We start from the raw sequence: 14,135 nt of genomic DNA, 5'->3' as shown, positions 1-14,135 counted from the left end.
ATTTGGCTATCTATTGTTCAGGCGGGCACGGTGGCCCGCCCTACGAATGGGGAAAAACCCGATCCATCGTAGGGGCGGCCACCGTGCCGACCCTAAATTATTGATCTAATTAACCTAATGCCTCGTACTCGTGCTCGTACTCGTAATCGGCTTTTGATTTTTTCGAGTACGATTACGAGTACGAGAACCGTCCCGTTTGCGCGGGACTGAGTACGATTAAGTTACTTAGAAGAAGAAGGAATTTTTAATGAATATCAACCAATTTCATAATCAAACCGGGCGAACATCGGTGCTCACTATCGTTGCCACCGCAGCAATTACACTGCTGGTCGCGGGCTCTGCGGCTTGGTATGCCGGCTACCTCGGCCCGCCGGAGAAAACAGTTGCAACCGACATGACGATGCCGGCAGAAGACGAAACCCTTTACACCTGCGGCATGCACCCGCAAATTATTCAAGAGGAACCGGGCAACTGCCCCATCTGCGGCATGAAGCTGGTGCCGAAGAGAAAAGACAAAAAAGCCGAAAAAAGCGATGAAGAACGGGAGGTCGCCTATTGGCGAGCGCCCATGAACCCTCAAGAAACGTATGACGAACCGGGCAAAAGCGCCATGGGCATGGACCTGGTCCCGGTCTACGAGGACGAACTGGTGGGCGGCGTCAACATTTCCATCGACCCGGTGGTGGAACTCAACATGGGCATCCGCACGGCCAAGGTTAAGCGGGGGCCCTTGACCCATACCATCCGGACATACGGGCATATCACCTATGATGAGACCCGAATGACCCGTGTCAATTTAAAATTCAGCGGGTGGCTGGAAAAGCTGCATGTGAATTTTACAGGAGAAATGGTTGAAAAGGGCCAACCCCTGTTCGATATTTATTCCCCGGAGCTGATTACCGCCCAGCAGGACCTGATCGAAGCATACCGCAATTATCAAGACCGTCCGTCAGAAACTAACAAAAAGGTGCTCGATTCGGTGCGCCGCCGCCTGGGCTATTATGATATTGCCGAAACAGAAATTTCCGAAATCGAAAAAAGCGGGGCCATCCGGCAGGCCCTGACCATCCGCTCGCCGTTTTCAGGCGTGGTGACGGAAAAAAATGCTTTCGAGGGCGCATATGTCCAATCCGGCACCACGGTGTATGAACTTGCCGACCTCTCAAGGGTCTGGGTGGAGGCCCATATATACGAATATGAACTGGCAGCCGTCCAAAAAGGCCAGTCCGTGGAAATGACCCTGCCCTACCTGCCGGGAAAACACTATTTCGGGACAGTATCCTATGTGTACCCCTATCTGCAGCGCAAAACCCGGGACGTGGTGGTGCGCCTCGAATTTGACAATCCGGAACTGGAACTTAAGCCGGACATGTACGCGGATGTTAAAATCCGGACAAGCATGGGGGAGACCGGCATCAAAATCCCCGTTCGATCGGTTCTCCGCACGGGGGAGCGGAACCTGGTATTTATCCGGCGTGCGCCGGGGGAGTTCACCCCCCGGGAGGTAACGCTCGGCATGCCGCTTGACGGCGGCATGGTCCAGGTCTTAAAGGGCGTGGCCACGGGAGAGACCGTTGTCACCTCCGGGCAGTTCCTGCTTGACTCGGAATCCAAACTCAATGAATCGGTCCAGAAAATGACCCCGCCGGAAGACGAAAAAGCTTCAAAAACACAGGGTGAATCCGAAGATGAAACGGATTTTTTCGAAGAACTGGAAGGCATTGAAAAATGATCGAAAAAATCATCGACTGGTCCATTAGAAACAAGTTCATGGTCATCCTGGCGACACTTTCTGTGATTGCCGGCGGGATCCTGGCCATAAAATCGATCCCCCTGGATGCGATACCGGATTTATCAGACGTCCAGGTGATCATCCAAACGGACTACCCGGGCCAGGCGCCCCGGGTGGTGGAAGACCAGGTGACCTATCCCCTGACCACCACCATGTTAAGCGTCCCCTATGCCAAAACCGTGCGGGGCTATTCCTTTTTCGGATTATCCTTTGTCTATATCATTTTCGAGGACGGCACCGACCTTTACTGGGCCAGATCCCGGGTGCTTGAATATTTAAACGGGGCCGCGGCCCGGCTGCCCGAAGGGGTCACCCCCCGCCTGGGGCCGGATGCCACCGGTGTGGGCTGGGTTTACGAGTACGTGCTAAAAGACACCACCGGTGAACATGATCTGTCCGAGCTGCGCAGCATCCAGGACTGGTATCTCAAATACGAACTCATGGCCGTCCAGGGGGTGGCTGAAGTCGCCAGCATCGGGGGCTTTGTCAAGCAGTACCAGGTGGAGGTGGCCCCCAACAAACTGCTGGCCTATGATATGCCCATCCAGCACGTCCGCCGGGCCATCCAGGAATCCAACAAAGATGTCGGCGGCCGGGTTATCGAAATGGCCGAAACCGAATTCATGGTGCGGGGCCTGGGCTATATCAAGTCAATCGCCGATATTGAAGAAATCGCCGTGGGGGTTGACGCCAAAGGCACGCCCATCCTGCTCAAAAATATCGCAAGCGTCCACGAAGGTCCGGAACTCAGGCGGGGTTTGCTGGATTGGAACGGCAAGGGCGAGACCGCGGGCGGCATCGTGGTGATGCGCTACGGGGAAAACGCACTGGAAACCATCCGCCGGGTCAAGGAAAAGTTAAATGCTCTCAAGCAGGGGCTGCCGGAAGGCGTTACCATTGAAACCGGCTATGACCGCTCCGGACTGATCGAGCGCTCCATCCACACGCTCCAGAAAAAGCTGATCGAGGAAATGGCGGTGGTGGCCATTATCTGTGTCATTTTTCTGCTGCATTTCCGATCCGCCTTTGTGGCCCTCTTCACCCTGCCGGTGGGGGTGCTGGCCTCGTTTCTGATCATGTATCCCCTGGGAATCAACGCCAATATCATGAGCCTCGGCGGCATCGCCATCGCCATCGGCGTTATGGTTGACGCCTCTGTCGTGATGGTTGAAAACGCCCACAAACACCTGGAGCGGGACCGCGGCAAAAAACCGCTCGCCCAGATCATCTCCGATGCCGCAAAGGAGGTGGGGCCGGCGCTTTTCTACAGCCTGCTGATCATCACGGTATCATTTCTGCCGGTGTTTTCCCTGACCGGCCAATCCGGGCGGATGTTTATGCCGCTTGCCTTTACCAAGACCTTTGCCATGGCCGCCTCTTCAATTCTGGCCATAACCATTATTCCCGTACTGATGACCTTTTTTATCACAGAAAAGCCCCTGGCGCCGGTTCCTTCCCGCAAGCGGCGGGTTGGCATCTGGCTGGCGGCCGTGGCCGGTCCGGTCGTGCTGGTAATTGCCGGGGGTATCGCAGGCCTTGACCTGCCAAGATGGAGCCTGGCAGCAGGCATCGGCGTTTCGGTCTTTGCGCTGCTCTGCCTGTTTCCCCAGCGCATCCGGCCGGAGGGGAAAAATCCGATCAGCCGGTTTTTCGTAAACCTTTACCGGCCCGTGATCCGGACCATCCTTAACTGGCGGAAAACCACCATACTGATCGCCGTCCTGATCATGGCCGGCACCTATTTCCCCGCCAGAGACCTGGGCAGCGAGTTCATGCCGCCGTTAAACGAGGGGGATCTGCTTTACATGCCCACAACGCTGCCGGGGATATCCATTACAAAAGCCCGGGAGCTGCTGCAGCAGACCGACAAGATTATTGCCAAATTCCCGGAAGTCAAATCCGTTCACGGCAAAATCGGCCGGGCCGAGACCGCCACCGACCCCGCGCCGCTCACCATGATCGAGACCACCATTATGCTGCGGCCCAAGGTAGAATATGAAACACGCCAGGTCGAGCGATTTTATTCAGACTGGCCGGAATGGGCCCATTTTCCGTTTTACTGGATCTGGCCGGAGACCGTTAAAGGCGAAATTTCCCATGAATGGCGGAAAACCAAAGTGGATCGGTTTTTCTCGGGCTGGCCGGGGTGGCTCAAAGCCCCGCTTGCCCGGATATTGCCGGAAGAGCGCTATCTGACCATTGAAGAGCTCTCAGACGACCTGGATGCCGCCATTCAGTTTCCGGGGCTGACCAATTCCTGGACCATGCCCATCAAAACCCGGATTGATATGCTCTCCACCGGCATCAAAACACCGGTGGGCATCAAACTGATGGGCCCGGATCTTTCGGTTTTAAACGACCTCGGCACCGAAATCGAATCTGTTGTCAGAGAGCTCCCGGGCACGCTGTCGGTCTACTCCGAGCGCGTCACCGGCGGCAACTACCTGGACTTTGATATCCGCCGGCATGAAATCGCCCGATACGGCCTGACGGTCGACGACGTCCAGGAGGTGATCATGAGCGCGGTGGGCGGCATGAATGTCACCTACACGGTGGAGGGGCTGGAGCGCTACCCGGTCAACCTGCGTTACAAGCGGGAACTGCGCGATAATATACAGCGCTTAAAGCGCGTACTGGTGGCAACGCCCACAGGCGCCCATGTGCCGCTCGCCCAATTAGCCGATCTGTCCATTAAAAAGGGGCCGCCCATGATCAAAAGCGAAAACGCCCGAAAAACCGCATGGATCTATGTGGATTTAAAAGGTGTGGATGTGGGCACATACGTCAATAATGCCAAAAACGTGGTCCGGGAGCAAATCGACATGCCCACCGGCTATTCCCTGGCCTGGTCCGGGCAGTTCGAGTATATGCAGGAGGCCCGGAGCACCTTAAACGTCATTGTGCCGCTGACCATTCTGCTGATATTTATTCTGCTCTATGTTCATTTTCACAACGTGGCCGAGGCGGCCATCGTGATGGCCAGCATCCCGTTTGCCCTGGTGGGCGGCATCTGGCTGCTCTACATCCTTGATTATAATCTGTCCGTGGCCGTGGTGGTGGGCTTTATCGCGCTTGCGGGGCTGGCCGCGGAGACCGGCGTGGTCATGCTGGTGTACCTGGACGAGGCGTATGCCCGCCGCCGGGACGCCGGTCAAATGAACACCTTCAAGGACCTAAACAGGGCTGTCATTGAAGGGGCCGTGGAACGGGTGCGCCCCAAGCTGATGACCGTGGCCACCACCCTGATCGCCCTGCTGCCGATAATGATCGGAACAGAAACCGGCGTGCGGGTGATGAAACGGATTGCCGCGCCCATGGTGGGGGGATTGATCTCCTCGGCCATTCTCACATTGATTATTATTCCGGCGGTATATGATTTGTGGAAGCGCTGGGAGATGCGGCGGAAAACAGATTAAGCGCCGGACGGCGAGACGCAAAAGGCCATGGCCATGGCCATAGCCGGCGGATTCGGCGCAGATCTTGATTTATCCGAAAAAGGCGGCTATACCATTAAATCAAAAGCAGTTTTCGGAGAGGTAAAGCTCATTGACGGATTCAAATACACAATAGAATAATGCCATGAACAAAACCATTGCCGCCCAATCGATTCTGTTTAAAGATCTGCCGGCGCATCACCTGGATGCGGTGCTTAAAATTGCCGTCAAAAAAACGCTGGAAAAAGGGGAGCACATATTCTCAGAAGGGGACCCGGGCAGCGGATTCTATATCGTGGTCGAGGGGCAGATCAAAATCTACAAACTCTCCATGGAGGGAAAAGAACACATCCTCCACATTTTCGGCCCGGGCGAGCCGTTCGGCGAGGTGCCGGTATTTTCGGGCGATGTATTCCCGGCCTCTGCCGAGGCCGTCAAGCGATGCCGCGTGCTGTTTTTCCCCAGGGAGCGGTTTATTGCGCTGATCAACGAAGATCCCACGCTGGCCTTGAACATGCTGGCCGTGCTCTCCAAGCGGCTGAGGCAGTTTACCGTGCAGATCGAGAACCTCTCCTTAAAAGAAGTCCCCGGCCGGCTGGCCGGCTACCTGCTGCTGCTTTCCGAAGAGCAGCAGAGTCAATCCAACGTCACCCTGCATATCTCCAAGGGCCATCTGGCCAGTTTTCTGGGGACAATTCCCGAAACCCTGTCCCGGATTCTCAAAAAAATGAGCGAACAGGGGCTTATCCAGGTAAACGGCCGGGAGATAAAAATTTTAGACTTTGAGGGCCTTGAAATCCTGGCTGAATCCGGACGACTCGACGAAAACGGCATATAGGCGTTCAACCGCCCCGGCAATCAACTCCGGATTCCGGTTGAAAAAATTATCTGAACAGTCTAAGCAGAAAGAAAGGAAAAACCGAACGGGTCGATAGAATTGGTATCAGAAGAATTTACCGGAATACGCAAAGAACTGGGAAAAACCCAGCAGGAAATGGCTTCGCTGCTGGGCGGCTCCGTTAAAGCCGTACGCAGCTATGAGCAGGGCTGGCGCCATATCCCCGTCCATGCCGAGCGCCAGGCACTGTTTCTGCTGTTTCTCAAAAAAGGCGATTGGGTAAACGGCAAGCCCTGCTGGAAAATCATCGGCTGCCCGGACACCTGCAAATTGAACTGCCCGGCCTGGGAGTTCAAAGCCGGCATGCTCTGCTGGTTTATCAACGGCACCATCTGCAGCGGCACCGTTCAGGCCAACTGGACGGAAAAAATTAAAATGTGCAGAAACTGCAAAGCCTTTCCCGCGGTCCTGAAAAACGCGCTCATGCCCTAAATTTTCCCTTTTATTCCATCGATTTCTGCTTCTTCCAGAAGCAGGCTAGTTCGTCGCTCACCCGCTGGTGGAACAGGCCGGCGGGGTAAAACCGCCCGCACCCGCCGGGATGCCGTGGGGCCGGATGCCGCAGGCGGAAAGTTTTTTCTTAACCTGCCCGGAATTGCATTTTGGGCACTGAGGTCGGTCTTTATCAGAAATGGATACCAGGGTTTCAAATTCATGGTGACAATCTTTGCAAACAAACTCATAAATCGGCATAACAAGTTCCTTATATTAAAAATGTATCAGTTTCACCTACGAGACTGTTAAGTTTTAAAAATAAAATATTCCGGCAAAAAGTCAAGGCATGGCGCCGTCATCCAACATTTGAATCCGGCCGCTCGGCTGTTATATTGGTAAATACCCCTTGAAAAAATGATATGAGGGCGTCAGCGGACAAACAAATTTTGAGAGAAGTGAATACAATCCCGATGAATAATAATGGCCAAAAAAAACCGGCATTTCGCGTCATCCCCGGGGGGCTGCACCGGGCCGCCGAATATGGACCGATCCGCATTGTTGCGGCACCGGAAGAGGCTCCGCCTTTTTCCGTGGATGCCATGACCTATGAAGAGGATACGTTTCTGATCATGAGCGCGGATCCGGAAGAGGTGCCGCCGGATATCCATCCCATCCGCCTGATGGCCGAACTCGAATCATTTGAACCCAAAAAAATCGGCAGCGTCATTGTCAAGGCGGGAACGCCGCTTAAACTTCTGGCCGTAGTCCATGACGTCAACCAGGAGCCCACATGCCGGGGCAAATGGGTGGAAAAAGCCCTCCATGGGGTATTCCGGGAAGTTGAACGCCGGGGCATCCAGTCCCTGGCCATACCACCGCTAGCCACCCGGCACGGCCGTCTGCCCTGCAGCCGTTTTGCGCAGCTGTTAAGCCGGGTGCTGGCGCAGAATGAATTCAACAGTTTAAAAAAACTCTGGATTGTTGCGCCGGTGCCGGATAATTGTGATGTGATAACGGCTTTAGAGGAAAATTTTCATTTAAACCAGTCTTGATGGAGTCGTAAAAAGTCAATTTTGAGACGGCAAAGAAAAAAGTTCAAGATCAAGGCGCGCAAATCCCGAGAAATGCAGCGTACATAGGAGTATGTGAAATTTCGAGGGATGCAGCGCAACACAGATATTGGACTTTTTACGAAGCCGTCAGTCCTAACAGGCTCAAAAAATGCCGACTAACCTGCCCCCGGATTATTATAGAGACCAGCGCGACTACCTCCTGCATGACGGAGACATCGTAGAGCTCCAGACCTGAACATGATCCTCAATTGATTCCGCCCATCAGCCGCACCGCCCATGTGACACACGGTCACTTCAGTCTTGACATCCAAAATGGGCCGTGCTAATTGCTATGCGTTAAATCAAGTCGGGGTGTAGCGCAGCCTGGTAGCGCACTTGCATGGGGTGCAAGGAGTCGGAGGTTCAAATCCTCTCGCCCCGACCAAAAAATTCAAAGGGTTATGGCCATGCCATAACCCTTTTTTTATGTCATTTTTCGCTTGGGGGGCCATTTCCCCACTCGTTCCCACGCTTTGCGTGGGAACGCATTTTTGACGCTTTGCGTCCAAAACCCGGCGCAATCCATGCTAAAAACGCGCAATCTCCAGCAACCCCTCCCCACCCGCATAATTGCGCGCGCTCGAATATCTCCAATGTTCCGGGGCGTCCACATACCCGCGTTTAACCGGGTTATAATGTATGTATTCAATTTTTTGAAGCATCATTTCTTCGTTTATAATGGCCTGCGGATGACTGCCTTCCTGCCATACTTGGTACTGGCGGTCCTTTTTATGCGCAAGCTTATGGTATTGCAGCGTTTTAAGAATGTGGCTTGCGTGTCTTTCCTCCAGAAAATCAATGATCTGTCTGGCGGTGTAGGATTTGAATATAGCAATTTCTTTGTTCAATCTGCCGGAAGACAGGATCAGGTGGATATGATTTTCCATAATAACATAGGCATAGATGATTATCCGGCTCTGGTCCTGTAAAAATGAAAGGGAATCCAACAAGAAGCGGACAACCGTGGGGCTGCTGAACAACGGCAGCCATTGGATCGTTGTACAGGTGACAAAATGGGGCCTGTTCATTTCAATAATTTTGTAACGGCTTCTGCCCATTTTTCTTTTTCCCAGGATGTTTGATGCTGAGGGGGGACGCAAAGCGTCCGGGATTCATTCCCACGCAAAGCGTGGGAACGAGTAAACGAGTAAAAATTTTCCCCATTCGCTCCCACGCTTTGCGTGGGAGCGAGTAATGATGGACCCCCCCCCTAAATCCCCCTTTATCAAAGTGGGACTTAAAGGAATCGGTCTTTTTTATAAGCCGGGTATGCAAAACCGGCCTACAGGAGCTTAAAGGAATCGGCCACCTACCCTTCTATTTCAGCCCGATATCCCAGTTCCACAAGCCCTGGCGTTTTTTCATCTGAACCGCGTCCGGAACGGGTTCCTTGAGGTGGACAAATACCCGGTAGCCGATTTTTTTGAGCTGATCCCGGACAGGGGTCAAATCCATGGGCCAGTTGGGATATACCCAGTAATTGTTGTCATATTTGCGTATCCAGGCATGCTCGCCCTTGGGGCTGACAAAGGGTTTTTCCATGCCGATGGCATCGGAGACACTGCGCGAGATGCAAAGCGGCCAGTTGCCGGACACCACAATGCCTAAGGGCAGCGGGCTTTTGGCGGGAAGCTTGGTATAGTCGGTTTTTCCAAGTTCAGGGCTTACGATGACACCGGAGAACCCCATAAAGGAGAGCACTTCAGCGGCCAGATCATTGGCCGTATTGCAGAACGGACCGGCCCACAAACGCAGATTGGCATCATCCGGAAAAAAGGCGATCTGCCAGGGCGCATTCAGCACAAAATTACGGCAGCGATTCTTCAAGGCCTGATCGATTAAAGCCGCAAACGCGGCTTCCTCATCCGGCCAGATCACCGGGGGCAGCCAGTACCAGACGCGATAGTCCTCTGTCATCTGAATTTCCGGGGCTTCAGTAGACAGCCAAACGCCCACATGCTCTTGTTTGTCCGGATTTTTCTCCGGCATTTCCCGGTAAACGGTTAAATCAAAGGGCTGAAACTGCTTGATGGCCCGCTGCGGCCGATCCGCCCGGAAACGGGTTTTTGGGGGCTCCGGCGCCCTGATCTGCTCCAGCTGGTTTTCTAATTCGGCCATGGATTGATCGAGTTCGCCTTCCCGGCGGTCAATTAAAAACACTGCCGTCGCATTTTTGGGACGATCTTTTTCACTGAAATTCAGGTACAGGTTGCCCTTTTTGGGCACATTTTTATTGACCCGGTAAATCCGGTGCCAGGGCTCATCTTCATAGCCGATCCGCAGCACATCATTGTTGAACAAGGCCATCCGCGGCTCAAGATAGGGTTTCTTGTTGGGCCCCTGGATTTTTCCCACCAGCAACCCGGAGCCGGTGTGGTCCTCGACATCAATGGGTGAGAACGGCCGCTGGGGCAGAAAATAAAAATGCGTCCCTTTCCGGCCCAGGGCATAGTCGAGGTATTCGGACACCGCCTTTTTCGCCTCCCGGTCATTGGGATAATCCCGGATCATCCGGTAGGCGGCTGTGGTGTAATAGACATAGTGCGGCCCCTTTTTCCGGCCCTCGATCTTTAAGGCGGAGATTTGGGGGATCTCCACAAGCAGCTTGGCCAGCACATCCAGCCACAGATCCCGGCAGGAAAAAAACTTTTGGCGCGCGCCGGCCTGCTCATAAAACCTTCGGCAGGGCTGCACGCACCTTCCCCGAAGCCCGCTTTTCCCGCCCAGATAGCTGCTCCAGTAGCATCTGCCGGAAACCGCATAGCAGAGGGCCCCGTGCACAAACACTTCAAGGGAGAGATCATTGCCGCAATTTTCCGCCATTGCCTTGATTTCATCGATGCTTAGCTCCCGGGGCAGCACCACGCGGCTGATATCCGGCAGCCCCCGGATAATATCCAGGGCTCCGGGAAAACTCACATTGGCGATGGTGGAGAGATGAATCTCGCCCCGAAACCCGGCCTGGCGGGCCAGGGACAGAAGCGCCAGGTCCTGGATGATCAGCCCGTCCGGCCGGACCTGGCGGCTTAACTGCTGGATCAGCCGGCCGGCATCGTCGAGTTCATCCGGTTTGATCAGAGTATTGATGGCCACATACACGGCTGTGTTCCGCTCATGGGCAAGGCCCGTAAGCCGGGCCAGCTCCGGTATGGTAAAGTTCTCCGCCGCCATCCGGGCGGAGAACTGTTTTAACCCGCAGTAGATGGCGTCCGCTTCAGCGGAAAGGGCGGCCAGAAACGCCGCCTTGCTGCCGGCAGGGGCCAGGATTTCGGGGGTGCCGGGCCGCCGACCGGGGACATTGGAAACTTGGGATTCAGTCATAAAAAATTCAAAACTCACTTAATTGATTTAAATAATTGATTATCTTCTTGCTCCGGCGCGGATATGATGATATATACTTGAAATTTCAAAATCAATCCTAATTATGAAGCAGGGTAACTTTTTAAGATTTCCCGTCACTGTCGCTCCTCGAAATGACAGTGGCGGAAGGCTAAAGTTAATGGCAGTAAGAATAACAGCAATATTTTCAAATCATAAAGAGTAAGATTAAGCGTAAGACGGGATAGGAAAGGATATATTATGAAAATAGCGGTCAGCGGCAAGGGCGGGGTGGGCAAAACCACATTTGCCGCCATGATGATACGGGCGTTTAACGATAACAACAAGAAAGTCCTGGCCATTGATGCGGATCCGGATGCAAACCTCGCCTCCGCCGTAGGCATCGAGAATGCCGAATCCATTACGCCGATCTCGGAAATGAAGGATCTGGTCTATGAGCGCACCGAGGCCCAGCCCGGCTCCATCGGCGGATTTTTCAAATTAAACCCCAAGGTGGACGACCTGCCGGAGGCACTCTCCGCCAAGCTCGGCAACATCAAACTCATGCGCCTGGGCGGCGTTAAAAAGGGAGGTTCCGGCTGTATCTGTCCGGAAAGCACCCTTTTGAGAGCGCTTGTCACCCATATTGTGCTGGCCCGGGATGAAATGGTGATCATGGATATGGAGGCGGGGATCGAACACCTGGGCCGGGCCACCGCCAAAGCGGTGGATAAACTGGTGGTGGTGGTTGAGCCGGGCCGGAGAAGCATTGACACGGCCACCCACATCCGCTCGCTTGCCGGAGAAATCGGTTTAAACGCCATCTCCCTGGTGGGCAACAAAATCCGCAGCCCAAAGGATGAAGAATACCTTAAAACCCACCTTTCCGATTTTGAATTCCTGGGGTTTCTGCCCTATGATGATGCGCTCATTGAAGCGGATCTAAACGGCGTATCCCCCTATGACGTTGAATCTGAATCCAAAGAAAAAATAGCCGATATCATACAGCATCTAAATGACTGAACCCAAGCGAAGCCCCCGGCGAAAACCCAATAAAAACAAAAAACCGACGGCCGGCAAGCTTAAACCCGGCGCAGACGGCAAGCTTAAAAGCGTATTTGCCGGCATCGGGGTGCCGGAGCAAAAACCTTTCCAGCCCGACCCGTTCCAGGAAGAAGCGCTGGAGGCCATCCAACACGGAGACTGCCTGGTCACCGCCCCGACCGGGGCCGGTAAAACATGGATTGCGGAGCAGGTTATCCGGCGAACGCTGGATCAACAGGGAAAAGCCTGGTATGCCTCGCCGTTAAAAGCTTTGACCAACTCCAAATACAGCGAATTTTCTAAGATTTTCGGTGAGGCAAATATCGGTATTCTGACCGGCGACCGCAAGGAGAACACCGATGCCCCGATTATTGTGGGTACAACGGAGATCCTGCGCAACCAGCTCTATGATGCCATGCACCGGGGCGAAGATCTGGACACGGATTTTGTCATCCTGGATGAAGCCCATTACTTAGGCGATGAGGACCGGGGCGTGGTATGGGAAGAAACCATGATTTACCTGCCGGTGCGAATTCCTATGCTGCTCCTGTCCGCCACCATCGGAAACGCCGATCGGATCGCCGGCTGGCTGGAGTCCATCCGGGGCCGGACCTGCTATGTGGTGGAGGAGACTCAGCGGCCGGTGCCGCTCTACCCCCTGTTCATGCACCCGTCCGGCACGCTTTTTCCGCTGCTTTCCGGGCAGAAATCCCGCAAATCCAATATTCTGCTTTATAAAAAAGTCCTAAAATACATCGACAACAAACAGGCCGCTCGGTTCAGCCAGTTTAACCAGCTGCCCAGGATGGGCGAGATCCTTCGGATCTTAAACAAATACCGGCTGCTGCCGGCCATTTTCTTTTTAAAATCCCGGGCGGACTGCGACAACGCCCTGGCGCTGTGCCCCAAAACCGCGGTCAATGATGATCCTGAGCGAAAAAAAGAGCGCCTGCGCCGGATTGAGGAATTGATCGCCGCCACCCCCCGTATGGCTGATCACAAGCAAATGAAATATTTAAAATACGTGGGGGTGGCCGCCCATCACAGCGGCCAGCTTCCGGCCTGGAAGCTTTTGATCGAGACCCTGATGACCGAGGGCCTTTTGGATGCCGTATTTGCCACCTCCACCGTGGCCGCAGGCGTCAACTTTCCCGCCCGAACCATCGCATTTTTGAACTCCGACCGGTTCAACGGCCGGGAGTTTGTTCCCCTGACTCCCACGGAATTTCATCAGATGACCGGCCGGGCCGGCCGCCGGGGGATGGACAATATCGGGTTTGCGGTATTGATCCCCGGCAAATTCATGGACACACGCCTTGTGGCCAAACTCATCCATGCGCCGGCATCCGATGTGTACAGCCAGATCAAAATCAACTTCTCCATGGTCTTAAACCTGATGCTGTCCCACACACCGGGGGAGGCCAAGCTGCTATTGGAGAAGTCCTTTGCCACCTATCTGCTGACCACCAAGGGCCGCAAAAAAAAGTTCCGCCGGATCTTCGGCGACGATCCGGATATCCTCTGGCGTGAGTTCCTCCGGCACCTTGACTTTTTAAAAGAAAAAGAATACGTTACAGAAGATGACCGCCTCACGGCGGATGGCCGGTGGGCCTCGCAGCTCAGGATCGATCACCCCCTGATGGTAGCTGAGGGCTTCCGTCTGGGGCTGTTTCCGAATACCGATCCGGCGATTCTGGCCGGCATCATGGCCTCATTTGTCAATGAGCGGGAAACCGATGATGAATCGATTCCACCATCGGAGATCCCCAAACCCCTTTTAAGTCGGTTCAAACAGATTGAACAGGGCCTGAATCCGTTTTTAATTGAACTCTTGCGTAGCGGCTTTGACGCCCCGGACCTATATTTTCTGCCCGCGTTGACCCTGTACATGTGGGCGCGGGGCGTGCCCTGGGAGAAGGTGCTGGACATCTCGGGCATGGCCGAAGGCGACCAGGCCATGCTCATCCTGCGGACAGCGGATAACCTCCGCCATATCCGAAATATCGGCCATGTATTTCCTGAAGCCGCGGAAACCGCAATTACCGCCATTGAACTCATTTTAAGGGACCCGGTGATTTCGACACATGATTTATAATGGCCCG

At 54.2% G+C, this 14,135-nt stretch carries 11 protein-coding genes and 1 tRNA gene; 9 read left to right on the top strand and 3 right to left on the bottom strand.

Features of this window, described 5'->3' with window-relative positions; translation table 11 throughout:
* The first annotated feature begins 247 nt into the window (after positions 1-247).
* From U5L07_08285 to U5L07_08265, 5 genes are all read left to right on the top strand, one after another.
* A complete protein-coding gene (locus U5L07_08285) occupies positions 248-1,732 on the top strand; it encodes an efflux RND transporter periplasmic adaptor subunit (GenBank protein MDZ7831731.1) in 1,485 nt (494 codons plus the stop codon).
* Complete coding sequence (locus U5L07_08280) at positions 1,729-5,208, top strand: efflux RND transporter permease subunit (GenBank protein MDZ7831730.1); 3,480 nt, start codon at positions 1,729-1,731, stop codon at positions 5,206-5,208. Before U5L07_08285 ends, U5L07_08280 begins: the two co-directional genes overlap by 4 nt.
* 27 nt (positions 5,209-5,235) lie before the next feature.
* Positions 5,236-5,367: a hypothetical protein gene (locus tag U5L07_08275; GenBank protein ID MDZ7831729.1), complete on the top strand. Its 132-nt coding sequence runs from the start codon at positions 5,236-5,238 to the stop codon at positions 5,365-5,367.
* Positions 5,368-5,371: 4 nt separating this feature from the next.
* The gene (locus U5L07_08270) at positions 5,372-6,064 is read left to right on the top strand and encodes a Crp/Fnr family transcriptional regulator (protein ID MDZ7831728.1); all 693 of its coding nucleotides are present in this window, start codon (positions 5,372-5,374) and stop codon (positions 6,062-6,064) included.
* Between the two features lie 99 nt (positions 6,065-6,163).
* Positions 6,164-6,556: a helix-turn-helix transcriptional regulator gene (locus U5L07_08265; GenBank protein MDZ7831727.1), complete on the top strand. Its 393-nt coding sequence runs from the start codon at positions 6,164-6,166 to the stop codon at positions 6,554-6,556.
* Between the two features lie 57 nt (positions 6,557-6,613).
* On the opposite strand, the gene U5L07_08260 is transcribed toward U5L07_08265, so the two are convergent.
* Positions 6,614-6,817 (bottom strand): zinc ribbon domain-containing protein, encoded by a 204-nt coding sequence (locus U5L07_08260; protein ID MDZ7831726.1) that lies wholly within the window; start codon positions 6,815-6,817, stop codon positions 6,614-6,616.
* A 212-nt stretch (positions 6,818-7,029) separates the two neighbouring features.
* Here U5L07_08260 and U5L07_08255 point away from each other — a divergent pair, with 212 nt between their 5' ends.
* Positions 7,030-7,611, top strand: coding sequence for a hypothetical protein (locus U5L07_08255; protein ID MDZ7831725.1), 582 nt, complete (start codon positions 7,030-7,032; stop codon positions 7,609-7,611).
* Positions 7,612-7,979: 368 nt separating this feature from the next.
* Positions 7,980-8,056: transfer RNA gene (locus U5L07_08250), tRNA-Pro, on the top strand.
* A 142-nt stretch (positions 8,057-8,198) separates the two neighbouring features.
* On the opposite strand, the gene U5L07_08245 is transcribed toward U5L07_08250, so the two are convergent.
* Complete coding sequence (locus tag U5L07_08245; GenBank protein ID MDZ7831724.1) at positions 8,199-8,729, bottom strand: transposase; 531 nt, start codon at positions 8,727-8,729, stop codon at positions 8,199-8,201.
* A gap of 259 nt (positions 8,730-8,988) precedes the next feature.
* Positions 8,989-10,992, bottom strand: a complete 2,004-nt coding sequence (locus tag U5L07_08240) for a peptidase U32 family protein (GenBank protein MDZ7831723.1) — start codon at positions 10,990-10,992, stop codon at positions 8,989-8,991.
* 258 nt (positions 10,993-11,250) lie between these two features.
* Here U5L07_08240 and U5L07_08235 point away from each other — a divergent pair, with 258 nt between their 5' ends.
* Positions 11,251-12,012: a carbon monoxide dehydrogenase accessory protein CooC gene (locus U5L07_08235; GenBank protein MDZ7831722.1), complete on the top strand. Its 762-nt coding sequence runs from the start codon at positions 11,251-11,253 to the stop codon at positions 12,010-12,012.
* Positions 12,005-14,128 carry a DEAD/DEAH box helicase gene (locus U5L07_08230; protein MDZ7831721.1) on the top strand — a complete coding sequence of 708 codons (2,124 nt, stop codon included), beginning with the start codon at positions 12,005-12,007 and terminating at the stop codon, positions 14,126-14,128. The genes U5L07_08235 and U5L07_08230 overlap by 8 nt, the downstream gene beginning before the upstream one ends.
* The last annotated feature ends 7 nt before the right edge of the window (positions 14,129-14,135 follow it).

It is taken from the genome of Desulfobacterales bacterium (genome assembly GCA_034520365.1).
Classification (GTDB): domain Bacteria; phylum Desulfobacterota; class Desulfobacteria; order Desulfobacterales; family Desulfosalsimonadaceae; genus M55B175.
This window is presented reverse-complemented; position numbering and strand designations above follow the sequence as displayed.

Coding starts and splice junctions, on each gene's coding strand:
- U5L07_08260 (MDZ7831726.1), bottom strand. CDS start 6,817: ATGCCGATTTATGAGTTTGTTTGCAAAGATTGTCACCATGAATTTGAA.
- U5L07_08285 (MDZ7831731.1), top strand. CDS start 248: ATGAATATCAACCAATTTCATAATCAAACCGGGCGAACATCGGTGCTC.
- U5L07_08270 (MDZ7831728.1), top strand. CDS start 5,372: ATGAACAAAACCATTGCCGCCCAATCGATTCTGTTTAAAGATCTGCCG.
- U5L07_08230 (MDZ7831721.1), top strand. CDS start 12,005: ATGACTGAACCCAAGCGAAGCCCCCGGCGAAAACCCAATAAAAACAAA.
- U5L07_08240 (MDZ7831723.1), bottom strand. CDS start 10,992: ATGACTGAATCCCAAGTTTCCAATGTCCCCGGTCGGCGGCCCGGCACC.
- U5L07_08280 (MDZ7831730.1), top strand. CDS start 1,729: ATGATCGAAAAAATCATCGACTGGTCCATTAGAAACAAGTTCATGGTC.
- U5L07_08255 (MDZ7831725.1), top strand. CDS start 7,030: ATGAATAATAATGGCCAAAAAAAACCGGCATTTCGCGTCATCCCCGGG.
- U5L07_08245 (MDZ7831724.1), bottom strand. CDS start 8,729: ATGGGCAGAAGCCGTTACAAAATTATTGAAATGAACAGGCCCCATTTT.
- U5L07_08275 (MDZ7831729.1), top strand. CDS start 5,236: ATGGCCATGGCCATAGCCGGCGGATTCGGCGCAGATCTTGATTTATCC.
- U5L07_08235 (MDZ7831722.1), top strand. CDS start 11,251: ATGAAAATAGCGGTCAGCGGCAAGGGCGGGGTGGGCAAAACCACATTT.